Origin of the sequence: uncultured Caulobacter sp. (genome assembly GCF_947036865.1) — a bacterium.
Classification (GTDB): domain Bacteria; phylum Pseudomonadota; class Alphaproteobacteria; order Caulobacterales; family Caulobacteraceae; genus Caulobacter.
Window position 1 is genome coordinate 1 of sequence record NZ_CAMQSF010000008.1, and the last position, 23,665, is coordinate 23,665.

The 23,665-nt window shown below is 69.8% G+C and carries 18 protein-coding genes; 11 read left to right on the plus strand and 7 right to left on the minus strand.

Annotated elements, in window-relative coordinates; all coding sequences use genetic code 11:
• From Q0V34_RS07210 to Q0V34_RS07225, 4 genes are all read left to right on the plus strand, one after another.
• A partial coding sequence (locus tag Q0V34_RS07210) for a metallopeptidase TldD-related protein (RefSeq protein ID WP_297509900.1) occupies positions 1–1,060 on the plus strand: 1,060 nt, incomplete at its 5' end.
• On the plus strand, positions 1,057–2,520 hold the full coding sequence (locus tag Q0V34_RS07215; RefSeq protein WP_297509902.1) for a metallopeptidase TldD-related protein: 1,464 nt from the start codon (positions 1,057–1,059) through the stop codon (positions 2,518–2,520). The genes Q0V34_RS07210 and Q0V34_RS07215, both read left to right, overlap by 4 nt.
• Before the next feature lie 22 nt (positions 2,521–2,542).
• Complete coding sequence (locus Q0V34_RS07220) at positions 2,543–2,890, plus strand: co-chaperone YbbN (protein WP_297509906.1); 348 nt, start codon at positions 2,543–2,545, stop codon at positions 2,888–2,890.
• Entirely contained in the window at positions 2,887–3,513 is a 627-nt protein-coding gene (locus Q0V34_RS07225) for a hypothetical protein (protein ID WP_297509908.1), read from the plus strand. Before Q0V34_RS07220 ends, Q0V34_RS07225 begins: the two co-directional genes overlap by 4 nt.
• 104 nt (positions 3,514–3,617) lie before the next feature.
• Here Q0V34_RS07225 and Q0V34_RS07230 read toward each other — a convergent pair whose 3' ends face one another.
• The gene (locus Q0V34_RS07230; RefSeq protein WP_297509910.1) at positions 3,618–4,892 is read right to left on the minus strand and encodes an aminotransferase class III-fold pyridoxal phosphate-dependent enzyme; all 1,275 of its coding nucleotides are present in this window, start codon (positions 4,890–4,892) and stop codon (positions 3,618–3,620) included.
• A gap of 81 nt (positions 4,893–4,973) precedes the next feature.
• On the opposite strand from Q0V34_RS07230, the gene Q0V34_RS07235 reads away from it, so the two are divergent.
• From Q0V34_RS07235 to Q0V34_RS07245, 3 genes are read left to right on the plus strand one after another with little or no spacing between them, the layout of a single operon-like run.
• The gene (locus tag Q0V34_RS07235) at positions 4,974–5,918 is read left to right on the plus strand and encodes a carbohydrate kinase family protein (RefSeq protein ID WP_297509913.1); all 945 of its coding nucleotides are present in this window, start codon (positions 4,974–4,976) and stop codon (positions 5,916–5,918) included.
• The gene (locus tag Q0V34_RS07240) at positions 5,918–6,568 is read left to right on the plus strand and encodes a class II aldolase/adducin family protein (RefSeq protein WP_297509916.1); all 651 of its coding nucleotides are present in this window, start codon (positions 5,918–5,920) and stop codon (positions 6,566–6,568) included. Before Q0V34_RS07235 ends, Q0V34_RS07240 begins: the two co-directional genes overlap by 1 nt.
• Positions 6,565–7,731, plus strand: a complete 1,167-nt coding sequence (locus Q0V34_RS07245; RefSeq protein ID WP_297509919.1) for an MFS transporter — start codon at positions 6,565–6,567, stop codon at positions 7,729–7,731. The genes Q0V34_RS07240 and Q0V34_RS07245 overlap by 4 nt, the downstream gene beginning before the upstream one ends.
• Here the strand turns inward: Q0V34_RS07245 and Q0V34_RS07250 are convergent.
• The 4 genes from Q0V34_RS07250 to Q0V34_RS07265 form a co-directional block, all read right to left on the minus strand.
• Complete coding sequence (locus tag Q0V34_RS07250) at positions 7,700–8,392, minus strand: TetR/AcrR family transcriptional regulator (RefSeq protein WP_297509921.1); 693 nt, start codon at positions 8,390–8,392, stop codon at positions 7,700–7,702. The two genes, Q0V34_RS07245 and Q0V34_RS07250, sit on opposite strands and share 32 nt — an antisense overlap.
• Positions 8,393–8,435: 43 nt before the next feature.
• The gene (locus Q0V34_RS07255) at positions 8,436–10,694 is read right to left on the minus strand and encodes a TonB-dependent receptor (RefSeq protein WP_297509923.1); all 2,259 of its coding nucleotides are present in this window, start codon (positions 10,692–10,694) and stop codon (positions 8,436–8,438) included.
• Positions 10,695–11,098: 404 nt separating this feature from the next.
• Positions 11,099–13,792, minus strand: a complete 2,694-nt coding sequence (locus tag Q0V34_RS07260; protein ID WP_297509924.1) for a glycoside hydrolase family 2 TIM barrel-domain containing protein — start codon at positions 13,790–13,792, stop codon at positions 11,099–11,101.
• A gap of 94 nt (positions 13,793–13,886) precedes the next feature.
• Entirely contained in the window at positions 13,887–14,687 is an 801-nt protein-coding gene (locus Q0V34_RS07265) for a FadR/GntR family transcriptional regulator (protein ID WP_297509926.1), read from the minus strand.
• A gap of 187 nt (positions 14,688–14,874) precedes the next feature.
• Between Q0V34_RS07265 and Q0V34_RS07270 the strand changes: the two genes are divergently transcribed.
• The 4 genes from Q0V34_RS07270 (at position 14,875) to Q0V34_RS07285 (ending at position 21,124) form a co-directional block, all read left to right on the plus strand.
• Entirely contained in the window at positions 14,875–17,166 is a 2,292-nt protein-coding gene (locus tag Q0V34_RS07270) for a TonB-dependent receptor (protein WP_297509928.1), read from the plus strand.
• Positions 17,167–17,325: 159 nt separating this feature from the next.
• Positions 17,326–18,369, plus strand: coding sequence for a LacI family DNA-binding transcriptional regulator (locus Q0V34_RS07275; RefSeq protein ID WP_297509930.1), 1,044 nt, complete (start codon positions 17,326–17,328; stop codon positions 18,367–18,369).
• Between the two features lie 247 nt (positions 18,370–18,616).
• Positions 18,617–20,818 carry a glycoside hydrolase family 3 protein gene (locus Q0V34_RS07280; protein ID WP_297509932.1) on the plus strand — a complete coding sequence of 734 codons (2,202 nt, stop codon included), beginning with the start codon at positions 18,617–18,619 and terminating at the stop codon, positions 20,816–20,818.
• 75 nt (positions 20,819–20,893) lie between these two features.
• On the plus strand, positions 20,894–21,124 hold the full coding sequence (locus tag Q0V34_RS07285; RefSeq protein WP_297509934.1) for a hypothetical protein: 231 nt from the start codon (positions 20,894–20,896) through the stop codon (positions 21,122–21,124).
• A gap of 118 nt (positions 21,125–21,242) precedes the next feature.
• On the opposite strand, the gene Q0V34_RS07290 is transcribed toward Q0V34_RS07285, so the two are convergent.
• Both Q0V34_RS07290 and Q0V34_RS07295 read right to left on the minus strand, forming a co-directional pair.
• Positions 21,243–22,601: a Coenzyme F420 hydrogenase/dehydrogenase, beta subunit C-terminal domain gene (locus Q0V34_RS07290; RefSeq protein WP_297509935.1), complete on the minus strand. Its 1,359-nt coding sequence runs from the start codon at positions 22,599–22,601 to the stop codon at positions 21,243–21,245.
• A 3-nt stretch (positions 22,602–22,604) separates the two neighbouring features.
• Complete coding sequence (locus Q0V34_RS07295; protein WP_297509937.1) at positions 22,605–23,663, minus strand: polysaccharide pyruvyl transferase family protein; 1,059 nt, start codon at positions 23,661–23,663, stop codon at positions 22,605–22,607.
• Between the last annotated feature and the right edge of the window lie 2 nt (positions 23,664–23,665).

Consider the following 23,665-nt stretch of genomic DNA (forward strand, 5'->3'; position numbering starts at 1 on the left):
GGAGGATCCCGAGGGCTTGCCGCCGTCGCCCGACCAGATGGCCGCCGACGCCCCTTCGCCGCCGCTGGGCGCGCCGGCGACCCATGACCTGGCGGCGTTGCGGGCGATGGCCCTGCGCGGCGACGCGCTGATCCGCGCCGCGCGCCCCGCGCCGGCGACAGGCGTCGAGACGGTCGCGGCCGGGGTATCGTCCAGCGAGGTGGCGACCGCCCTGGCGACGTCGACCGGGTTCCGGCGAGGCCAGCTCGCCTCGGTCCACAATATCTGGGCGGTCGCGCTGGCGCGGGACGCCGGCGGCGCCGCCAACGACACCGCCGAGAGCGTCGACCGCCGTTTCGAGTCCCTGGAGTCCATGGAGACTCTGGCGGCGCGGGCGGTCGAACGCGCGGTCGGACGGCTCGGCGCGCGCGCGGTGACGACGCACCGCGGCCCGGTGATCTTCGAGGCGCGGGTGGCCACGGCTCTGGTCGGCGCTCTGGTGGGGGCGCTGTCGGGCGCGTCGCAATATCGGGGCGCGACCTTTCTACCCGGCGCCCTGGGGCGGACGGTGGCGGCCGATCACCTGAACCTGACCGAGGATCCGTCCGAGCCCTATGGTCTGGCCAGCGGCGCCTTCGACAGCGAAGGCGTGGCCGGGCGGCGCCGCGCGATCCTGAACGCGGGCGTCGTCGAGGGCTACTTCCTGCGGACCCGCTCGGCGCGGCAGCTGGGCATGGTCTCGACGGGCAACGCCGACGGTCCTTGGAACCTGCGCCTGTCCAGCCGCGCTCCCGGCGGTTCGCTGGAGGCCCTGAGACGCCTGATGGGCCGGGGCCTCGTCGTGACTCGGCTGATGGGCGGCGCGGCCGATCCGGTCACCGGCAACTGGACCTACGCGGTGGCGGGAACCTGGATCGAGGACGGCGAGCCCGTCCACGCCGTCACCGACGTGACGGTGGGCGGCAATCTGAAGGACATGCTGCGGGCGGTGACGGCGGTCGGCGAGGACATCCACCGCGCCGGCGCGATCCGAACGGGATCGCTCCTGGTGGACGGGCTGCAGATCGGAGGCGTGGCATGACGGCCGACGCCGACGCCGCCTTCGTGGCGGTGAGCAACCGCATTCTGGCGCCCGCCGGTCTGGAGCTCTCGGATCTCTCGCGAACGCTGGGGGCCCTGGCCACGGCGGGAGTCAGCCTGGCCGACCTCTTCTTCGAGTCGAAGCGCTCGCGGACCTTCCGCTTGGAGGACGGTCGCGTCGTGGGCGGATCTTTCCAGATCGACCAGGGCGTCGGGGCGCGGTCGGCGCGCGGAGCCCAGGTCGCTTTCGCCCATTCGGCCGCGATGAACCCCGCCGCCTTGGCCACCCTGGCCGAGGCGGTGCGCGCCCTCGACGGCGGCGAGGGCGGTCAGGCGAGCGCGCCGTCGGCCGCGCCGGCGCCCGCCCATCAGCTCTATCCGGCGATCGACCTGGACGCGGCCGGCGACGCGGCGGCCTGTATCGCGATCCTCGATGTTGTGGACTCGCGCGCTCGCGGCGCCGATCCGCGCATCGTCCGCGTCAACGCCGTTCTGAGGATCGTCGACCAAGCCATCCTGGTCGCCGATCTCGATGGCCGCCTCGCCGCCGACATCCGGCCGACCGCTCAGCTGTTCGTCGATGTCGTCGCCGAGGCCGGCGGGCGGCGCGCCCGCGGCCAGGCGGGCCTGGGCGGCCGCCACGGCCTGGCGGATCTGTCTGACGAGAGGCTGGCGGCGATGGTCGCCACGGCGGTCGACATGGCCATCATCAATCTCGACGCCCGTCCGGCGCCGACCGGAACAATGCCGATCGTGCTCGCGCCTGGGTATCCCGGCGTACTGTTCCACGAGGCGGTGGGGCACGGCCTGGAGGCGGACCATCATCGCAAGAAGCTCTCGGCCTTCGACGGCAAGCTGGGTCAGCGGATCGCCGCGCCCGGCGTCACAGTCGTCGACGACGGCGCGATCCCGGGCAGCATCGGCTCCCTGGGCGTCGACGACGAGGGCGCGCCGGGGCAGCGCACCCCGCTGATCGAGGACGGGGTTCTGACGGGGCTGCTGCAGGATCGCCTGAACGCCGGCCTGATGAACATGCGGCCCACCGGCAATGGCCGCCGCCAATCCTATGCCCACCTGCCGATGCCCCGGATGACCAACACCTTCCTGGTCGGCGGTGGGGACAATCCGGCCGACATCGTCGCCTCGGTTAAGAATGGCCTGTACGCGACCGCCTTCGGCGGCGGGCGGGTCGACACCGTCACCGGCCGCTTCAACTTCTCGACCACCCAGGCCTGGCTGATCGAGAACGGCCGCGTCACCGCGCCCGTGGACGGCGCCACGCTGATCGGCGTCGGTCACCAGGCGCTGAGGCATATCTCGATGGTCGGCGACGACCTCCGCCTCGACGACGGCGTCGCCAGTTGCAGCAAGCAGGGCCAGCATCTCGACGTCGCCGTCGGCCAGCCCACCATCCGCATCGACGAGATGATGGTCGGCGGCGCCGCCGCCTCATCCCGCTAATCGCGTAACGAAAGACAGAGCCATGGCTGAAAACATCACCGTCATCTCGGGCGAAACCCTGGAGCCGATCGACGCCGTCTCGGGCGAGCGCTTGCAGATGCTGGTGTTTAGCGCCAGCTGGTGCGGGCCGTGCAAGGCGATGGCGCCGGCGGTCGAGGACATCGCCCGCGAGTACGCCGACAGCGTGGCGGTCGCCAAGATCGACATCGAGGCCTCGCCCGGCCTGGCCCGGCAGTTCGAGGTGCGCGGCGTGCCGACCCTCGTGGTTCGGCGCGGCGGCCAGCAGCTCGCCCGTCATGTCGGCGGCCAGAGCCGCACCCGCTTGGCGATCATGCTCGATAAGGCCGTCGAGGGCGGCGCATCCGCATGACCGCCAGCGCCTTGACGCCGGCGATGCGGACGTTGCGCGCGCAGCTACGCGTCCCGCCGGCGGATCCCGCCTGGGGCCACGTCTCCGACGAAACCCGGCTTCTGGGCTGGATGTTGCTCGCCTCGCGCCCCTGGCCGGAGGCGGCGTCGCCGGTCCTGGAAGGCCTTCTGGAGGCGCACCGCGACGGCGTCGAGGATCCGGCGCTGTGGCGGCGGTTGCGCGGCGAGGCCGTCCAGCTAGGCGACAGCGATGATCGGCTGGCGGGCTTGCTGGGAAAAGTGGCCGAAGCCGCGGCCTGGCCGTTGGCCGAGGCCGGGGCTGGCCTGACCGAGGTCCTGACCGCCTTGTGCCAGCTCAAGGCGTGGCGCGCCGCGCTGGCCACGGGCTGGACCGAGGCTGACGATGTCGAGGCGATCGGCATCCTCACCGCGATCAGCGCCGGCGAGGGCTCCGCCGCCGCGCCGTCGCGGGAACAGATCCCCGGCCTGTTCGCCGAGGGCCATCCCAAGCTGGAAAGACGCTTCTCGGCCCAGCTTCAGGCGGCCACAGCCGCCTATTCGGCGTGCCGCGCCGAGGTCGCCGCCTGGATCGCCGGGGCCTGTCGCCGAGACGAGTCGGAATAGTCGGCCGATCCGACAGGCGCCGGTGAAGGAACTCGCCATGACGATCGAAGCCCTGCTGATACGCCGAGGCCTGGTCTGACGGCCTGGATTCGGCGCCGCGGACGTCAGCCGGCGACGGCGTGGAGGAACTCCAGCTTGGCCACGGGCTCCAGCGGGCCCGCGGCCTTGAGCAGCTTGAAGGCGTCGTCGGCGGCCTCGATGGCGTGATCGATGTCCGCGTCGGTCATGGCGCTGGTCATGAACATGTTGTGCCAGGGATGGAAGTAGACGCCACGCTTGAGCAGGGCGTTGTTCCAGAAGTAGCCCTTGGCGCCGGTGGGATCGTCATCGACCATGATCAGCGGCATCTGCGCCGGACCCGTCTGACGCAACCCGAAGCCATGACGGCTGGCGGCCTCGCCGAGTCCCGAGCGCAGGCGCTCGCCCAGCGTGATGGTCCGCTCCAGATAGTCGGTCTCGCGGATCAGCTTCAGGGTGGCCAGCGAGGCGGCCATCGGCGCGGCGGAGAACCAGTAGGAGCCGGTGGCGTAGATGGTGGCCGCCGCGAAACGCGCGATATCGGCGCCCAGGAGGGCCGAGATCGGATGGCCGTTGGCGATCGCCTTGCCCCAGCTGGACAGATCCGGCTTCACGCCGACAAGCGACCAGCCGCAGTCCCGCGCCAGGCGGAAACCGGCGCGGACGTCGTCGACGATCAGCAGGGCGCCGTGCTCATCGCACAGCTCTCGCGCGCGCCGCGCGTATTCGGGGTCGGGAAGCTCCTGATCGACGAAGGTGTCGTGCTTGATCGGCGAGGCGAAGATCGCCGCCAGGTCCGAGCCCGCCTCGCGCACGGCGGCCTCCAGGCTCTCGACGTCGTTGTACTCGTAGAACACCTGGTGGGCGCGGTCCGAGGGCGTCGTGCCGTTCTTCAGCGGCGTGCACCAGGGCTGAGCGCCGTGATAGGCGCCCTTGGCCAGCACGATGGTCTTCTTCTGGGTGAAGTTGCGGGCGATCATCATCGCCATGGTCGTGGCGTCCGTGCCGTTCTTGCAGAACATGGCCCAGTCGGCGTGGCTGACCTGGGCCACCAGGGTCTCGGCCAGTTCGACCATGACCGGGCCGGGACCCGTCATGGTGTCGCCGCGCTTCATCTGGTCGACATAGGCTTGGTCAATGCCCGCATGCCCATAGCCGAACAGGTTGGGGCCATAGCCGCAGAGGAAATCGACATAGCGGTTGCCGTCGGCGTCCCAGAGATAGGCGCCTTGGGCCCGGTCGAAGAACTGCGGATAGTCGTCCGGCAGCAGCATGACCGACTGGTGCCCGTACATGCCGTTGGGGATCACGGCCATGGCGCGCTCGCGCAGCGTGGTGTCCTTACTGTTGGTCCAGGTCATGTCGAGCGTCTCGCCGATAAGATAGTTTTGACTATCATAATGGCTGAGGCATACTGGCTGTCAACATGGGGAGAGACGGCGATGAAGACCGGCCTGACATGCATTGGCTTGACGACCCTGGACGTGGTGGCGCGGGCCATCGACGCCTTGCCGGAGGGGGAGGGCACCACGCTGATCGAGGGGATCGCCTGCGCGCCGGCGGGAACGGCGGCGGGGGCGGCCCTGGTCGCCGCCAAGCTGGGCCTCTCGGTCAGGCTGGCCTCGGCGGTGGGCGACGATCTGGTCGGCCGGTTCATCCGAATGGCGCTGGATGAAGCAGGGGTGGACTTGGCCGCGCTGGAGATCCTTCCGGGCCTGCCGAGCTCGACCACCGTGCTGGCGGTCGACTCGGCGGGGCGTCGGCCGAACTTCCACGCCCTCGGGGCGGGCATGCTGGCGGCGGCGACGCCGGCGGCGCTGGAGGCGGCCCGGTCCTCGCGCGTCTTGCATTATGCAGGGATCGGCGGGCCGCGCCTGGATGGCGGGCCGGGCGCGGAGGTCGTCAAGGCGGCGCGCGAGGCCGGCGCGATCGTGACCTGCGATCTGATCTCGCCCCAGGCCTCGGCGATGGACGAACTGAAGCGGCTGTTGCCCGATGTCGACTACTTCATGCCCAGCGCCGCCGAGGCGTTATTCCTGACGGGCCAGGAAGACCTCTTCGCCGCCGCCGACGTCTTCCGCGACCTGGGCGCGGGCGGGTGCGTGATCAAGAACGGCGGGCGAGGCTCGGTGGTGGTGCTGGACGGCGTCCGCGCGACCTTGCCGGCCCATGCCATCAAGCCCGTCGACACGACCAGCTGCGGCGACTCCTACTGCGCGGGCTTCATCGCCGCCCTCGATCGCGGATGGCCGCCGCTGGAGGCCGCGCGGTTCGCCACCGCCACCGCGGCGCTGGTGGCGCAGGGCCTGGCCACTCTGGGCAAGCTGGAGAGCTTCGAGGCTACCGAGGCGGCGATGCGCCAGATGAGCCTGAGCGAGGCCGCGTGATGGCCAGCGAAGACGAGAGCGCGCTGCGCCAGCGCATGGCCGAGGTCATGCGGGCCATGGACGCGCGAGGCCTCAATCGCGGCACCTCCGGCAATGTCTCGGCGCGCTGCGGCGAGGCGATGCTGGTGACGCCCAGCGGCATTCCCGCCTCGCGCCTGACCGCCGAGCACATGGTGCTGGTCCAGCCGGACGGCGCGACGGCGGCGGCGGCGCTGAAGCCGTCCAGCGAATGGCGGATGCACCAGGGGATTCTGGATCGCCGGCCGGACGTCGGCGCCGTGGTCCACTGCCATTCGCGGCACGCCACCATCCTGGCGTGCGCCAACAAGCCCATTCCGGCGGTGCACTACATGGTCGCCGTCGGCGGCGGGGCCAGCGTGCCGGTCGCGCCCTACACCACGTTCGGCTCGGAAGAGCTGGCGGCCGCCGTGGTCGACACGCTGGACGGCCGCTACGCCGCCCTGATGGCCAATCACGGCCAGATCGTCGCCGCGCCCAACCTCGACTACGCCCTGGCCATCGCCGAGGAGGTCGAGGAGCAGGCCGCCGTCTATTGGGGGACGCTGGCGATCGGCGGTCCGACCCTGCTGGCGGACGACGAGATGATCCGCATCCTGCAACGCTTCAAGTCGTACGGGCAGCGCGGATGACCGATGCCGTGATGGACGCGACAGCCCCAAGTGCGAGCCCGGTCGCCGCGCCGTCCCGCCAAGACGCGGCCATCGGCCAGGCCATCGGCGTGGCGGCCCTGCTGATCGCCGGGCTGCAGCCGGTGATCCTGGGCGCGATGGAGCGGGAAGGGCGGCTCAGCGCCGCCCAGATCGGGCTGGCCGCCACGGCCGAGCTGATGGCTCTGGGCGTCGCCGCCGGCCTGGCGGCGGCGTTCCTGAAGCCCACCAACATCCGGCTGAAGATGGGGCTGACCTGCCTGCTCCACGCCGGCGCGATGATGGCCACGACCCTGGTCAGCGGCGGGCAGGTCATCCTGGCGCGGACCTTCGCCGGCGCCTGCGCGGGGGTGATGCTGTGGCTGGCGATCGGGGTGATCTCGCGATCCTCGCGGCCCGAGCGGGCCTCGGGCGTGTTCGTGACCGTGCAGACCTTCGCCCAGCTGGTGCTGGCGGCGGCCCTACCGGCGACGGTCATGGTCCATGGCGGCGTCAACGGCGCCCTGACCTCCCTCGCCGCGATCTCGGTGCTGGCCGCCGTCGCGGCGCTGGCGGGACCCGATCGCCTGGCGCCGTTGCCGAAGACGGAGGAAGGCGGACGCCTGGCCGTTCCCGCCCTGGCGGGGCTCGCCGCCGTGTTTCTCTGGATGGCCTTCATCGTCGCCCTTTGGGTCTATCTGGAACCGCTGGCCGCCCAGGCGGGCCTTTCGCCGCGCGAGTCCGGGATGGCGATCGCCCTGGCGCTCGGGCTGCAGGTCCTGGGCGGGGCGACCGCCACCCTGGTCGGCGACCGCGTTCCGCCCGCGAGGCTGTTGCTCGGCGTCGGCGCGATCAACGCCTTGATCCTGGCGGTGCTGTGGAGCGGCCCTGGGCGTCTCGTATTCGTGGCCTGCGTCGCCGCGTTCGGCTTCCTGTGGCTGTTCGCCCTGCCGTTCCAGACCCTGCTGCTGATCCGCATCGACCCGACCCGCCGCGCCTCGATGCAGCTGGGCGCGGCTCAGCTCCTGGGCAGCAGCGCGGGGCCCTTGGCGGCGTCGCTGGTGGTGGGGGACGGTCCCGTCCGCCGGGCGCTGATCCTGTCCGCGGTCTGCCTGGCCCTGGCCCTCAGTCTGATCAGCTTCTTGCGGCCGAAGTCGCCCGCGTGAGGTGCTGGTAGTAGAGACCGACCATCCAGCAGAGCTCCTCGTTGATCTTGTCCTCGTCCTGGTCGGGCTCTTCCAGGACCATTTCGGTGGCGGCGTACATCATCTGCGTCGTCAGGCGCGTGGCCGTGCGCAGGCGATCCTCGCTGGCGTGAGGGTTCTCGGTCTTGAGGATCTCGAACAGGGCCTGGGCGACCATGTCGCGCGAGGTGGTCCGCACCTCCTGCAGCATCGGCAGCGCCCGCAGCGCCCGCAGGATCCAGTCGCCGCCGGGGAAGTCGCGGGTGATGGCGTTGATCTGCTTCTGCAGGTCGCGGTTCTTGGCGACCGACTCCTCCAGCGAGGACGCCTTGGTCCCCCCGTCCTCCAGCCAGGCCAGCACCACCTTGTCCTGCGCGTCCATGAGCCGGTGCGCCAACTCCTTCAGCAGCGCGTATTTGTTGGGGAAGTAGCGGTAGAGGGCCGGCGGCGTCAGGCCGGCGCGCTCGCAGACCAGGTTGGTCGTCAGGCGCTCGAAGCCGACCTCGGCCAGCAACTCGCCGGCGGTGGTCAGGATCGCCTCGAAGGTGTCCTTGCCGCGCCGGCGCGAGGGCCGAGACTTGGTGTCGAGCGACGGCGTGTCGGTCTTGGGAATAGCGGTCTTGGCGGCGGTGCTTCTTGCCATGCGCTGGTGATAGCAAGAATGCCCGCCGCCGACCAACCGCCGCCTAGTAGTGGTATCGCAGGAAGACGCCCAGGCTGCGTGGGCGGTTCATGCTGAGCAGGTCCTCGCCCAGGCTGTCGATGTTGGAGATCGACACGACGTAGGTCTTGTCGAACAGGTTCCGCGCGAAGGCGCCCGCCTCGATCTTCTGGTCCGGCGAGCGCCAGCTGACCTGGGCCCCGGCGATCCACACCGCGTCCTGCGACAGCCGCTCGGCGTTCGAGTTGTCGAAATAGACCTTGGACGAATAGTTGGCGTCGACATTGGCGACGATCGAGGCGCCGTTGGCCAGCGGGGCGACATAGGTCGCGGACGTGTTGAAGGTCACCTTGGGCGACTGTGGCAGCCAGTTGCCGGTGAAGTCCTGACCCTCGCTGAAATAGTCGCCGTACTTGGCGTGCAGCAGCGAGACGCCGGCGGTCAGGGTCAGGGGCTGGATCGGCCGCGCCGTGATCTCGGCCTCGCCGCCGTAGACCTTGGAGTTGGCGGCGTTGTCCAGCACCAGCACGGTCAGACCGTTGCGCAGCGCTTGCGCGAAGACCTGCTGGTTCTTGTAGTCGTAGTAGAAGCCCGACACGTTCAGCCGCACGCGGCGATCCAGGAACTCGGACTTCACGCCGACTTCGTAGGCGTCGAGGGTCTCGTTGTCGTAGGGCTCGACCTCCGCCGGCGTGGTGGCCAGGCCGCCGAAGAAGCCGCCGCTCTTATAGCCGCGGTTATAGGTGGCGTAGAGGTTGGCGTCGTCGCTCAGCGCGTAGCGCAGGCCCAGCCGTCCCGAGAACGCCGAGAAGGTCTTCTTCTGGTCCGAGGTCAGCAGGACGATCAGCCCGTCCTCGATCTGGCTGCGATAGTTCATGTGCTTGTCGTCGGCTGACCAGCGCAGGCCGACCGTGCCCGTCAGCTTGTCGGTCAGCTTGTAGTCGGCCTGGCCGAAGAGGGCGTAGCCCTTGGTGGTCTGGGTGTATGGCCAGCCGAACACCGCGACGCTGTTTTCGGGGCTGAGGCCGGTGGGGTTGTCCGGCGTGATGAACTGCGGGCGCAGGTCGCGCAGGGTGTCCTGGCGCGTGTTGTCCCGGACCGTCTCGTCCATGAAGTAGGCGCCGAGCACCCAATTGGCGCGGCCCGACGGATTGTCGGACTGCAGGCGCAGCTCCTGGGTGAACTGATGCTGACGTGAGCGGTAGTTGATCTCCAGCATCCGGGCCGGGCTGCCGTCGGTGTTCTCCATGTCGTTGCGGTGGGCCCATTGCCAGGCCGTCACCGAGACCAGCTGCACGCCCTTGAAGGTCCAGGTCGCCTGGTTGGAGGCGCCGAACAGGTCGACCTTGTCCTTCCCCTCCAGATTGGCGTCGAGGGCGCGGCTGTTGTTGTCGGTGTCGGCATAGCCGAGCAGGTCCGCGCAAGCGCCGCTGGCATAGGCGTTGGGCGCGCACAGGCCGTTGGGTCCGGTCGCGGCGGCCGTGGACGGGAACAGGGCGCGGTGCTGCGGGGCGATGGCGTCGCCCCGGTTCACGTAGCGACTGACCTGGGTCAGCATCTCGAATTTGTCGGTCGGCGTGTAGAGCAGCGACAGCCGGCCGGCCCAGTGGTCGGCGGCGTTGACGTCGTGGCCGGTCACCCGGTTGTAGGTGTAACCGTCGTCCTTGACCCACTGGCCGGCGGCGCGGAAGGCGAGTTTGTCGGCGATGATCGGGCCGCCCACCGCCGCCTCGGCCGTCACGGCGTTGAAGGTGGCGTATTCCACCGAGGCGTCGGCGGTTAAGGTCTGGGTCGGGCGCTTCGTGGTGATGTTGATCGCGCCGCCGTTGGTGTTGCGGCCATAGAGCGTGCCTTGCGGGCCGCGCAGCACCTCGACCTGCGCCAGGTCGTAGAACCCGGCCATCTGCGCGAGGGGCGAGCCGATATAGACGCCGTCGACATAGACCCCGACGCCGCTGGAGGCGTTGGGATTGAAGTCGCTGAGCCCGACGCCGCGAATATAGATCTTGGGATTGGCGGCCGCGTCGTTGGCGCTGATCCGCATGCCCGGCGCCATGTTGTTGAGCGCCAGGACGTTGTTGACACCGCGCGCGGCGAGGGTGTCGGCGGTGAGGGCGGTGACCGCGACGGGAACGTCCTGCAGGTTCTCGGCGCGCTTTTGCGCGGTCACGACGATCTCCGCGATCGCGGTGTCGTCCTGAGGCGACGTTACGGTCGACTGCGCGGCGGCGAGACCACCGGAGATCGCCCAGGCGGATACGCCCATCAGCCAAGCTGACTTCATGCCTAACTCCCCATCTCACCCAGTACTGCGACTGCTTTCGCAAATACGATAATAAAAACTATCTATTGGCAAGGGGGCAGGTGGCGACATCGTCCGGACGGTCGACCGCGCGGCGGGGCGAAGGCCCGAGCTGGAGCGGACGCCGAGCCAGGCGGCGCGTCCAAGGCGGCTAGGCGGAGCGTGAAAAATGCGCCCATGTCCTGGGCGATCGCGGCCGCGACCGGGGCGTGATCGGTCGCCTCGGGCCGCCCGCGTCGCGTGGCCTCAGGCGTCGGCGAGCTGGAGCCGCCAGGTCAGGGCGACAAGCGGCGCCGGCGCCGTGTGGTCCCCGGAAGGCCCGGCGGCCTTGGAGAGGCCGCTCATCGCGCCGCTCCGCCGTCCGCTCGGACCTTTCTTATGGCGTTTCAGTGTTTGGCCGGATCGAGCGGCGTGATCTCGATCGCCGAGACGATCGCGTCGGCCTTGATCGGGATAAAGCGCAGCGTCAGTCCCTGGTCCCGCGCCTCGACCTCGAACGTCTTGTCGAGCGCCTTGAGGGCGCCGCCCGCCTCGGCGGCGACGTCCAGGGCCTTGAGCGCCGGCGTGTCGTTGGCCACGACGTCGAAGCGCCGCTCGCCGGCGGCGAGCTTGGGCTCCACGAAGGTCAGGCGGACGCTGTAGCGGCCTGGCGCGACCGGAATGGCGTAGACGAACCGACCCTGGCGGTAGCTCGTGGCCACGTCGACCTCGTCGGTCCCGGTTATGGCGGCGCGCACCTCCGGGCGTCCGTAGTCGGCGGGCGTATTGGCCGAAAGGGCCTCGCCGCCCTGGAAGAAGGCGTCCGATCCGAACCGCGCCTTCTTGCCCGCGCCGATCAGCGCTCCCGCGTCGATGCGGATCGGGGCGTTGGGCTCGGCTGGACGCCGCCAGGTGATCCGGTCCTCGACCTTGCGCCCGTCGAACGCGGCCGTCGCGACCAGGACGTTCTCGCCGGGAGCCAGGCGCACGGCGGGCCACACGCAGACGCGCCCGGGACAGTCGGCGCGCTGTCCCAGCGACCGGCCGTTCAGCGTCAGGTCCGTGGTCGCGCCGTTCGAATAGACGCGTACGTCGGTGATCGGATAGGCGCGATCGACATAGCGGCGACCATTGATGTGGACGGTCGGGTTGGTCGTCCAGTTGGCCTTGTAGAAGTACCACGCGTCCTTGCGGATCTTGCGGTCGTAGGTGACCAGGCCCTTGGTGTTGATGTCGTCGGCGTCGCCCTCGTGGCGGATCGTGGTGCCGAAGTCGAAGGCGTTCCACAGCCAGGAGGCCCATAGATAGGGACGCTGGGACAGCGCCGCCCAGGCGGTCTCGTGGATGTAGCTCTCATACTCCTCGGGCTGGGTCCGTCCGCGCGAGTCGACCGGGCCGCCCAGCACATCGTCCGTGTGCAAAGTGACGCCGCCGCCGGCCCCGTACTCGGTCACCGACAGCGGTTGACGCGGACGCTTGGCGTGCAAGGCGTCGAGGTGCGGGCCCAGGTCGTCGGCCGCGCCGAAGTACCAGCCGAAATAGCGGTTGGCGCCGCCCAGATCGGCGGCTTCGGCGGTCGTCGGCACGTCGACGCCGGGGGCGAACACCCGGCCTTCGCAGCAGGTCGCCAGCGCCGTCGGGCGCGCCGGGTCCTCCGCGCGCGCGAGGGCGTTCAGCGCCTTCAGCAGCGGGATGGGATCAGGGGCCTTGCCGTCCTTGTAGCCGGTCAGGAAGGCGGGGAACGAATTGCCGAAATCGACCTCGTTGGCGATGCCCCAGCTGGCGACCGAAGCGTGATTGTAGTTCTGTCGGATCAGCTCCCGCAGCTGCTGCTTGGCGTTCTCGACCAGGGCGGGCGTCGGCTCCATGGCGCCGCCGATCGTCCAGGCTGAGACCAGCGGGATCTCGTCCCACAGGACGAAGCCGTACTTGTCCGCCAGATCGTGGATGGTCTGGCCGTGCTGGTAGTGGGTCAGGCGGAGGGTATTGGCGCCCATCTCGCGCAGGATGGCCATGTCCTCTTCGATATCGGCCGGCGAAACGGCCCAGCCCTTGCCCTCGCGATCCTGGTGATAGCCCACCCCGTGCAGGCGATAGGGCTTGCCGTTCAGCAGGAAGCCCTTGTCGGGATCGAACGCCATCTGGCGCACGCCGAACGGCGTGGAGACGCGGTCGAGAACCTTCCCGTCGCGACCGATCAGTTCGGTCTCCAGGCGATAGAGATACGGGTCGGCCACGCCGTTCCAGAGATGCGGGTTGCCCAACGCCAGGGAGAGCTCGGCTTCACGACCGGCCTTTCCCGTCAGCACCGCCGAGGCGCTCGCTTCGGCGGCCAGCTTTCCCGCGGCGTCGTAGAGGCGGGCGGCGACGCGCACCGGCGTCGCCTTGGCCAGGTCGTTGCGCAAGCGCGCGCGGACCTGGATCTCGGCCTTGTCGGCCGTCAGGGCGCTCGCGCGGGCGTAGACGCCGGGGCCGCCGAAATCGAGCATGTCGAAGTGGACGGCGTTGGTGAGGACCAGAACGGCCGGCCGATAGAGGCCGCCATGCACGAAGAAGTCGCCGGTCAGCGGCAGGTTGTCGGCGGTCGAGGAGCCCGGCGCGGGCTTGCTGTTGTCCGTGCGCACGACCAGCAGGTTCTGGCCGTCCGACCGCAGGGCGTCTGTGGCGTCCAGGCGGAACCGCGAAAAGCCGCCCTGGTGCTCGCCCAGATAGACGCCGTTCAGCCACACCTTGGCCGCGCGGCTGGCGGCGTCGAACTGCAGGTAGGCGCGCCGGCCGTCCAGCTTGGGCGCGGCGAAGGCGAGGCGGTACCAGCCGATCCCCTGGACCTTGTTGATGTCCTTGGCCGCGTGCAGGCGCTGGACGGGGCCGGGGAGATAGAGTCCGACACGGTTCCAGGTGTGGGGAACGCTGACGCGGCTCCAATCCTTGTCGTCGAAGTCGGGGCGCTCGACGCCGGTCAGCGTGTCGTCCTGCCGAAACCGCCAGTCCTGGGCCAGCGAGGTCTCGACCCTGACCGGGCTGGCAGGGGCGGGGGCGGCGACAGACGCCGCGGGCGCGACGAGGGCGGCCAGGGTCGTGGCCAGGAGCAATCGTTTCATCGGCAAGCCTCCCCGCGCGTCGCTCGACGGCGACTTTGAGGGAAGCTTAGCGGATCCGATCAAATCTGCCAGATCAATTTTAGAAATTGGTCAGTCAGGTTTCGTCGGCCGCCATCGAGAACCGCGCGCGTACGCCGGCGGCGGCGCGGCGGGCCTCTTCCAGGGCCATCTCCTCGGTCGTGAACAGCAGGTGGTCCATCACGGCGGCGAGGTGGGCGCGCATCGCGGTCCGGGCGGCCTGGGGATCGCGGGCTTTCAGGGCTTCGACGATGCGGCGATGCTCCGCCACGACGGGGCGGATCTTGGCGCTGCGGGCCTTGTCGTGGAGGAGGGCGCAGGCCGGCGAGGTGGAGCGCAGCCGCCAGAGTTCGTCGATCATCAGCACGATCCCCGCGTTCCGCGTCGCCCGGGCGATCGTCATGTGAAATTCGCGGTCCGCGTCCTCCGTCACCTGGGCGCGGAGGTTCTCCTCGGTCATCGCCTCGAGCAGACCTTCAAGCTTGGCCACCTCGTCGTCGGTGACGTGCTTCGCGGCCAAGGCGGCCGCCTCGCCCTCGAAGGCGAGCCGGGTTTCGGTCAACTCGAACGCGGTGATGGCGAAGCCGGGGTGATCTTCTCGGCCTGGCAGCTTGCGGACATAGGCGCCCGACCCGACGCGAATGTCGATATAGCCCTGGACCTCCAGCGCGATCAGCGCCTCGCGCACGGCGGGTCGGCTGGCGCCGTACTCCGCGCACAGCTCGCGCTCGGCGGGCAGGCGGCTGCCGAGCGCGTAGCGTCCGGCCAAGAGGTCGTCGAAGATGTGGCGGGCCAGCCGTTGATAGATGCGATCGCCGGTGATGGCGCCGTCGTCGACGGTCGCCCGATCCGCTCCGCCCTTCGCGCGCGCTGCCAATCGTCATCCTCCCTTCGCCGCGGGGTCGGGCGGTCGCCGCCACCGTCTCGCGATCCTCCGCGATTGTGCCCTGGCGCGGCGAAGATGTCAGGCAAAAAGAGGTTGACCCGATTTTTAACCACCCAAGAATTGGTCAGACAGACCGAGTGCGACCGGACAGACCGGCGTAAGAACAATTGGAGGGGAAATGAACAGGCGTCTTCTTTGGATGGCGAGCGTCGCCATGATCGCCACGGCGGGCCAAGCCTGGGCGCAGGCCGCGCCGCGCGCCGCCGACCAGAACACCGCGCTGGAGGAAATCGTCGTCACCGCGCAGAAGCGCGAGCAGAACCTGCAGGACGTCCCCGTCGCCGTCAGCGCCGTCACCAGCGAGCAGCTGGAAGCCCGCAACGTGGCGCAGGTCACCGACGTGGTCCGCGTCTCGCCCAGCCTGACGGTCACCGAGAACACCAACGCCACCGGCAACAGCATCAATCTGCGCGGGATCGGCACCTTCTCGTTCAGCATCGGCATCGAGCCCAGCGTCGCGGTCGTGGTCGACGACGTGGCGCTGCTGCAGCAGGCCCAGGCCTTCTCGGGCCTGAACGACATCGCCCGCCTCGAAGTCCTGCGGGGGCCCCAGGGCACGCTGTTCGGCAAGAACGCCGCCGCCGGCGTGATCAATATCGTGACCCAGAAGCCGACCAAGACCCTGACGAGTTCGGTGGGCGGGACCCTGACCAGCGACGGCGAGAAGCGCGTGGAGGGGATGGTCTCGGGACCGATCTCCGACAAGGCCGGCTTCCGCCTCAACGCCTTCTATGGCGACCGCGACGGCTACATCAAAAATCTCAACACCGGTCACAAGCTGAACGGCGAGCGCGCCTATGGCCTGCGGGCGCGCCTCGAGCTGGATCCCACCGATAATCTGAACATCAGCCTCACGGCCTCGCACACCAACACCAAGACCGACGGCCAGGTGCGGACCTTCCAGAGCATCAAGCCCGGCGCCGCCGCGTTCGGCGCGCCGCTGGCCCTCTCGGCCGTCGGGCTGACGCCGGGCGACGACAACTACAAGATCCGCCTCGACACCGAGCCCAAGAACACCAGCAAGCAGACCATGCTGACCGGTCGCGCCAGCCTGGACCTGGGCGGCGCCAACCTGGTCTCGATCACCAGCTATCAGGACTGGCGGTTCCGGTTCCTGGAGGACCTCGACACCCTGGGTTCGCCGACCTTGCTGAACCCGGCGGACCCGACCAGCGTCCTGCCCACCGGCTCGACGGCCGGCGGCCCGTTCCATTCGACGAACTTCACCCAGGAGCTGCGGCTGGTCTCCAGCGGCGCCCGCAAGCTCGACTATCTGTTCGCCCTGTTCTACGCCAATGGCGACTCCGACCGCTCGTTCTCGCGCGGGCCGAACGCGGCCACCAGCTGGGCGGCGACGGCCGGAACCCGCACGCTGGCGGCCTTCACCCAGATGACCTACCACGTCGGCGAGCGCACGCACCTCGACGGCGGGGTGCGCTTCAACCACGAAGCCATCGAGGCGACCTTCATCAACCGCACGCCGACCGCCTCGCCGCCGGCCAACAACGCCAGCTGCCTGTCGGTGTGCGCCGGCAAGTCCAAGGACGACCACGTCACCTACAAGATGGCCCTGCGCCAGGATCTGGCAGACGACGTCATGGCCTACGCCTCGTTCTCGACGGGCTATAAGGGACAAGGCTTCGACATCAGCACCGGCTTCAACCCCGGCCGCGCCGCCAAGCCGGTCCGGCCGGAGACCAGCAAGGCCTACGAGTTGGGCCTGAAGAGCCGCATCCTCGACAAGCGCGTGCAACTGAACGTCACCGGCTTCCTGACCGACTTCACCGACTTCCAGGCCCAGGGCGGGGTGACCCAGCCCGACGGCACCATCGTGCCGCAGCTCAGCAACGTGGGCTCCCTGCGCAGCAAGGGCGTGGAGGTCGAGGCCTCGGCCAAGCCGGTCCGCGCGCTGCGCATCGACGCTTCCGCCGCCTACACCGACGCCACGATCCGCGAGTTCGCCAACGCGCCGTGCTACACCAACCAGACCCTGGCCCAGGGCTGCCGTCCGGTGGGCGGCGCGAACTTCCAGGACCTTTCGGGCAAGCCCTTGGCCAACTCGCCGAAGTTCAAGTACTCGCTGTCGGGCGTCTATGACGTTTCGATGCCGAGCATGCCCTTCGATGGCTTCGTCACCGCCGAGTACACCCACCAGAGCGGGGTGATGCTGGACCTGCTGGGGTCGCCGATCTCGCGCCAGAAGGCCTATGGCGTGGTCAATGCCAGCCTGGGCGTGGCCGGTCGCGACGAGGCCAACTATCGCGTCGCCCTGTTCGTCAACAACCTGTTCGACCAGCACTACGCCACGTCGCTGGGCTACACCGGCTCGTCCAACGCCGGCGCCGTGGCCCAGCTGCTGCCGCGCAATTCCCGGCGCTATGTCGGCGTCCGCGCGCGGATGGGCTTCTGATCGACGGCTCTCTTCTCTGGATCTTCCTCCCCCAGAGACCCTTGCCGCCGTGGCGGCGGGCGGCGCGGCTTCAGGCCGCGCCGCTATTTTTATCGGCGCGGTCGTCCTTTCGCCGCGCGAGAGACTCGTCCGCCGGGCGTTTCCTGCTAGAGGGAGCGGATGGCCAGGAATGACCGTAAAGGCGTGACGATCGTCGACATCGCCCGCGAGGCGGGGGTGTCGATCAAGACCGTCTCGCGGGTGATCAACCGAGAGGAAGGGGCCGGCGCCGAGGTGCGGGCGCGCGTCCAGGCGATCATCGACAAGCACGACTATCGCCCCAACGCCTCGGCTCGGAACCTATCGAGCCGACGCAGCTATCTGATCGGCGTCATCTTCCTGCGGCTGGTCAGTCACCATTATGTCGGCGAGGTGCAGGCGGGCGCGCTGCGGGCCGCCCGCCGGGCGGGCTACCAGTTGGTGGTCGAGCAGGTGGAGGCCGCCGACGGCCGCTTCGACCTGGAAGCCTTCGCGGCCGTGCTGGCCAATGTGGCGTTCGACGGGGTCGTCCTGACGCCACCGCTCTGCGATGATCAGGACGTGCTCGCGGCGGTCGAGGCCGCCGGCGTCGCCTATGTCCGCATGGCGCCCAACACCGAGCCGGGCAGGGCGCCCTTCGTCTGGATGGATGACCTGGAGGCCGCGCGCGAACAGACGCTGGGGCTTTGGGACATGGGACATCGCCGTATTGCGTTCGTCGGCGGTCCCTCCGATCACCGCGCCGCCGTGCAGCGGCGCGAAGGCTACCTCCAGGCGATGCGCGAGCGCGGCGTCGCCGTGCCGGCCGAATGGATCGCTCCCGGCGACTTCTTCGGCCTGTCCGGCTTCTACGCCGGCGAGGCGCTGCTGGCGCTCGACCCGCGGCCGACGGCGATCTTCGCCGGCAATGACGAGATGGCGCTGGGCGTGCTGGCCGCCGCCGCCAAGCACGGGGTCGCGGTGCCCGAGGCGCTCTCGGTCGTCGGCTTCGACAACGCCCCGGCCGGAGAGATGTCCTGGCCCCGGCTGACCACGGTGCACCAGCCCACGGCCGAAATGGCGGAGGCGGCGGTGGAGATGCTGGTCAAGCGCTTCGGCGACGCGCGCTTCCGCGAGCAGATCACCGAACAGAAGCTCGACTACCGCCTCGTTGTCCGAGGCTCGGCGGCCCCGCCACGGGGCTGAAGCTTCCGCCGCCCGACGCCTTGCAAGACCCTGGCGGCCGACAGCGTTATCAACGGTCCGTGGGCTAGACAACGTTGTCGTAGAGGCATACGACAACGTTGTCGTTATCCGGGGCGAAGACCTAGGCGCGGCAAGGGCCTCAATCGGGGAGGCCGGAGGAAACGAAACGGCGCGTCCGCGCGACCACGAGGTCGCGGCGCCCGCTGAACGCTCGTCCCGCGTCCCCACCAGCTTGGAACGGCGAAGGATGATCACCGCGTCCCGACTTCTCACCCTCAATGCGAGCCTCGCGGTGCTGGCGCTCGCCGTCCCGGCGCGAGCCGCCGACCGGCCCTGGATGAACGTGAAGCTCTCGCCGGACGAACGGGCGGCCTTGCTGGAGAAGGAGATGACGCTCGACGAGCGGATCGGCCTCGTCCACGGACCGATGTCGATGCCGATCTTCGGGATCAGGAAGCCGGACGGCGCGATCGGTTCGGCCGGCTACATCCCGGGCGTTCCGCGCCTGGGCGTGCCGGCGGTCAATGAGAGCGACGCCAGCCTGGGCGTGACCAATCCTCTGGGCGTGCGGCCGGGCGACGGCGCCACCGCGCTGGCCTCGGGCCTTTCCCTGGCGGCCACCTTCAACACCAAGCTGGCCTACGAGGGCGGCGCGGTCGTCGGCCGCGAGGCGCGCGCCAAGGGGTTCAACGTCCAGCTCGCCGGCGGCGTGAACCTGGCCCGCGACCCGCGCAACGGCCGCAATTTCGAGTATCTGGGCGAAGATCCCTGGCTCGCCGGCAATATGGCGGCGGCGCAGATTAGCGGCATTCAGGCCCAGCGCGTCGTCTCGACCATCAAGCACTTCTCGCTGAACGGCCAGGAGACCAATCGCCACTTCGCCAATTCGGTGATCGACGAGGCCGCGCATCGGGAAAGCGACCTGCTGGCGTTCCAGATCGCCATCGAGAAGGGCCAGCCCGGCGCGGTGATGTGCGCCTACAACCTGGTGAACGGCGACTACAGCTGCGGCAACAATCACCTGCTCAACGCGGTGCTCAAGCGCGACTGGGGCTACAAGGGCTGGGTGATGTCGGACTGGGGCGCGGTCCACGCGACCGACTATATCCTCAGGGGCCTGGACCAGCAGTCGGGCGAGCAGCTTGACGCCAAGGTCTGGTTCGGCGAGCCCCTGAAGACGGCGGTCGAGAAGGGCGAGGTTCCCGCCGCGCGTCTGTCGGACGCGACGCGGCGCATCCTGCGCTCGATGTTCGCCGCCGGCCTGTTCGATAAGCCGGTGACCCCCGGCGGCGCGATCGACTACGACGCCAATGCCGAGGTCGCCCGCGCGGCGGCGGCGGAAGGCATCGTGCTGCTGAAGAACCGTTCGGGGCTTCTGCCTCTGGCCAAGACCGCCAAGACGATCGCCGTGATCGGCGGCCACGCCGACGCGGGCGTGCTGTCGGGCGGCGGTTCCTCTCAGGTCGTGCCGCCTGGCGGCGCCAAGCGCGTCGTGCCCTTGGGCGGCGAGGGCATGATGGGGGCGTTCCGCAGCCAGTACTTCAACGGCTCCTCGCCCCTGGCGGCGATCCGCAAGGCCGCGCCGGGCGCCAAGGTCACCTTCGACGATGGCCGCTATGTCGCCTCGGCCGTCGCCGCCGCCAAGGCCGCCGACGTCGTGATCGTGTTCGGCAACCAGTGGATGGGCGAAGGCGAGGACGCCTACGACCTTTCGCTGCCGAACGGCCAAGACGCGCTGATCGCCGCGGTGGTCGCGGCCAATCCCAACGCCGTCGTGGTGCTGCAGACCGGCGGCCCGGTCTCGATGCCGTGGCTGACCGACGCCGGCGCGGTCGTGGAGGCCTGGTACGCCGGCGTCAAGGGCGGCGAGGCGATCGCCGACGTGCTGTTCGGGGCGATCAATCCGTCCGGCCGCCTGCCGATCACCTTCCCGGCCTCGATCGACCAGTATCCCCGCGCCCAGCTGCCGGGTCTGGGCGCGCCCGAGAAGACGCGCTTCGACGTCGTCTATTCGGAAGGCGCGGACATCGGCTACCGGCGCTTCGCCGCCAGCGGTCAGAAGCCGCTTTTCCCGTTCGGCTACGGCCTGTCCTACACCAGCTTCGCCTACGGCAATCTCAAGGTCACGGGCGGCGAGACCCTGACGGTCAGCTTCGACGTGACCAACACCGGGCAGCGGACGGGCAAGGACGCGCCGCAGGTCTATCTGACCGGCGCGCCCGGCAAGGCGACGCAGCGGCTGATCGGCTTCGACAAGGTCGAGCTCCAGCCGGGCGAGACGCGCAAGGTCACGCTCACCGCCGATGCGCGGCTCCTGGGTCGCTTCGACGTCAAGACCAATCGCTGGGTGCTCGACAAGGGCGCCTATCAGGTCGGCGTCGGCGCGGCCGCCGACAACCTGGCCCTGAAGGGCTCCGCCGATCTGCGCGCCCGAACCCTGAAGCCCTAGTCCCCAGTCTTCCGTCGGCGGGCGCCGCTCGCCGACGGCTTGAGCCGCCCTGACGCCACGCGCGGGAGATCAATGATGAACATGGTGCTTGTCGATCCCGAACAGGTTTACGTCATCCGCAAGGCGCTGCCGGCGGTGACCAAGGTCTGGCTCCAGGAAGTCCTGGGCGTCAGCGAGACGACCTGGCGGTCGCTGCGCGACGGCCGGCCGATCCGACAGTCGACCTACGATCGGCTGCTCGCGAGGCTTGAGAGGGCCGAGATCGGCGCGCCACCCGCTCGCGCGGGCCATGGCGCTTCGGCATAGGCTGCGTAGAGGCCTCCGGACGGTCGGCGAAGGTCATCTCGACGCGTCGCTTGTCGAAAGCGGGCCAGAGGGTTCCGACCCTTGCGCGCCGAAGCTCGTCCACGGGCGGAGCGGCCGGTCAGCGCCAGCGGTCGAGGATCTTGCCGAGGCGTCCTCGACCGTAGGCCAGGGCGACGTAGACGCTCAGCACGCTGCGCGCCCAGGCGCGATAGAGGGCGGGCCGTCGCAGGCGTCGGGCCAGCCAGAACAACCGATGGCTGGTCCGCGCGATGTGGCGGCGGGCGCTATAGATCAGCTTGCGACGCGGCGGAAGGTCGGTCCGCGGCGCGACTCGCTTGGCGAGAGGCAAGGCCGGCGGCGTAACGGCCAGTCGGTAGGCCAGGCCCTCGCGGCGCTGGCGGAAGGCCGCCGCCTGGGTTTCGGCCACCGTATCCGCCGTCGCCGGGGTGAGCGCCAGCCGCCCATCGGCCGCGGCCTCTTCGAACAGCACGTGCAGGGCCGGATCGCGGACGATCGCCACATTGTGCCCGCGCCCATCGGCGCTGTAGGGCTCGATCCAGGCGTCGCCGACCGTCAGGTCCGCCGTCTCGCCGGCGACGTCGTCGCACCAGTCGCAGGCCGAGTTCTGGAAGAAGCCGGCGCCCCAGTCGCCGTCGTCCATGTCCCACCAGTGCTTGCGGCGCTGGTCTCCGCCGGGCAGGTCGATCGCGGCGACGTACCAGTTGGCGGGCTGGTCCGGGATCTTGAGCCGGAAGTCGAAGCCTTCCGCGTCCTCCAGTCGGGCGTCCATCTGCCAGGCGAAGCTCTCGGCCATCCGCGCGCTCTTCATGTGGCCGCAGAACAGCGCGATCGTGTGGGTGATCCGCTCGGCCAGCCTGGGGTCCTGGGCGCGCAGCAGATGGATGGCCTTGATGAAGCAGGGAACGCCGATCACCGCGTAGCGACCCGGCGCGGCGAGGATGGCGCGCACCACCCCGGAAAGTTCGACCGGGTAGTAGCGCGACTTGGCGCCGGCGCGCAGCGCGTCGACGTTGCGAGAGACCACGTAGCTGAACAGGCGTTCGCCGGGGTCGGGCGCGACGTGGGCGACGGCGTCGATGAGGCCGCGTTCCATCAGGGTCGCGGCGGTCCAGGTCGCCAGGCCCCCGGAACTGGCGCGGGCGCGGTAGTCGCCCTCGGCGACATAGCCGATATAGGTCGCCTCGTGCCGCCCCAGGCGCTCGTCTCGCCCCGTGGCCGCGGGAAACCGCGCGGTCGCGATGGCGTCCTCGTCGGCGGCGCCGGGCGAGAAAGGACAGGTTCGGGCGAAGGCGAGGCTGGCGACCTCGGCCGCCGGTCCCCGGGGCTTCAACTGGCCGAAGGCGTCGAGCTTCATCTCCAGCGCTTCGGCGCGAAGGCCCGCGCAGCCGCCGCAGCCGACGCAGAGGCCGGCGCGGACCACCTCGTCCGGCGATAGGGCTTGATGGGGCTGATCCATGGGCTAGGCGAGCGCCGTGTCGAGAAAGGCGTCCGAACGCGCCCTCAACGCCGCGATCCGCGCCTCGACGATCGGTTCCGGCGGCGTGGTCATCAGATGATCGATCCGGTCGGGGGAGGCGTCGTCGCCGATGAGCCGATCCTCGGCCCCGAGACTGGTCAGCAGGTCCCCGATCTTGTCGGCGCGATAGGGCGTGCCGACGCAGACGAACGGCTTGCGTTCGGCCAAGGCGAAGACGCAGCCGTGGAAGAAGTTCGTCACGATCCCCGAGGCGCTGGCCATCGCCTCGGCGAACGCCTCCGGGCCCGCGTCCAGCGTCTGGGCGTCGGCCCAGGCGTTGCGGTAGCCGAAGCTCAACAGCCGGCGACCGCGTCGCCCCGCCCAAGCGCTAAGCGCGCGCTGGAGCCAGGCGGGAAAGCCATGACCGTAGACGATCACCTCGCCCGATGACGCCGACGCGGCGCGCGGCGGGGCGAATTGCAGACAGGGGTCCAGCACGCGCGGCGCCTCGAGGCCCAAAGCGCCGCGAGCCAGTCGTCGGGCGTTCTCGTCGCGAACGGAGATATGGGCGAAACCGCGCAGCAAACTGGCGAGGCCGTCGTCCAGCCCCGCGTCGCCGTGATTGCCGACGCTGGCGGCGTAGGCCGCGATCCGGTCGGCGTTCAGCCCCTGGCCGAAGAACACCGGCTCGCCGCCGTACCACGGATGGCGCAGGTTCCAGACCTCGTCGCTGCCGACCACGACGATATCCTGGCGATCCATGCGCGCGGGCGCCTTGAGGTCGAACGGCTTCGACATCGGTAGGCGCCCGAAGGCGTCGAAGAAGGCCCGTGTCTTGTCGGCATAGGCGCGCCGATCCTCGGCCGGGGTCGGGGCGGGAAGGTGGGGCGACAGCGCGCAACGCCACTCCGCGCGATCCACGCGCGGCGAGCGATGATCCAGCAGCTGGGCGTCGTGGCCACGCGCCCTCAGGCCCTCGACCAGGCGTCGGGCCTGCCAGTACGAACCATAGTTGATGCAGCGATGGAAGGTCAGGACGCCGACGCGCTTGGGGCGGGTCATGC

Bases quoted from the DNA above. Each gene is read 5' to 3' on its own strand.
- Q0V34_RS07240 (WP_297509916.1), top strand. From the start codon at position 5,918: ATGGCCAGCGAAGACGAGAGCGCGCTGCGCCAGCGCATGGCCGAGGTC.
- Q0V34_RS07275 (WP_297509930.1), top strand. From the start codon at position 17,326: ATGGCCAGGAATGACCGTAAAGGCGTGACGATCGTCGACATCGCCCGC.
- Q0V34_RS07280 (WP_297509932.1), top strand. From the start codon at position 18,617: ATGATCACCGCGTCCCGACTTCTCACCCTCAATGCGAGCCTCGCGGTG.
- Q0V34_RS07220 (WP_297509906.1), top strand. From the start codon at position 2,543: ATGGCTGAAAACATCACCGTCATCTCGGGCGAAACCCTGGAGCCGATC.
- Q0V34_RS07290 (WP_297509935.1), bottom strand. From the start codon at position 22,601: ATGGATCAGCCCCATCAAGCCCTATCGCCGGACGAGGTGGTCCGCGCC.
- Q0V34_RS07295 (WP_297509937.1), bottom strand. From the start codon at position 23,663: ATGACCCGCCCCAAGCGCGTCGGCGTCCTGACCTTCCATCGCTGCATC.
- Q0V34_RS07270 (WP_297509928.1), top strand. From the start codon at position 14,875: ATGAACAGGCGTCTTCTTTGGATGGCGAGCGTCGCCATGATCGCCACG.
- Q0V34_RS07285 (WP_297509934.1), top strand. From the start codon at position 20,894: ATGAACATGGTGCTTGTCGATCCCGAACAGGTTTACGTCATCCGCAAG.
- Q0V34_RS07235 (WP_297509913.1), top strand. From the start codon at position 4,974: ATGAAGACCGGCCTGACATGCATTGGCTTGACGACCCTGGACGTGGTG.
- Q0V34_RS07250 (WP_297509921.1), bottom strand. From the start codon at position 8,392: ATGGCAAGAAGCACCGCCGCCAAGACCGCTATTCCCAAGACCGACACG.
- Q0V34_RS07245 (WP_297509919.1), top strand. From the start codon at position 6,565: ATGACCGATGCCGTGATGGACGCGACAGCCCCAAGTGCGAGCCCGGTC.
- Q0V34_RS07215 (WP_297509902.1), top strand. From the start codon at position 1,057: ATGACGGCCGACGCCGACGCCGCCTTCGTGGCGGTGAGCAACCGCATT.
- Q0V34_RS07255 (WP_297509923.1), bottom strand. From the start codon at position 10,694: ATGAAGTCAGCTTGGCTGATGGGCGTATCCGCCTGGGCGATCTCCGGT.
- Q0V34_RS07225 (WP_297509908.1), top strand. From the start codon at position 2,887: ATGACCGCCAGCGCCTTGACGCCGGCGATGCGGACGTTGCGCGCGCAG.
- Q0V34_RS07260 (WP_297509924.1), bottom strand. From the start codon at position 13,792: ATGAAACGATTGCTCCTGGCCACGACCCTGGCCGCCCTCGTCGCGCCC.
- Q0V34_RS07230 (WP_297509910.1), bottom strand. From the start codon at position 4,892: ATGACCTGGACCAACAGTAAGGACACCACGCTGCGCGAGCGCGCCATG.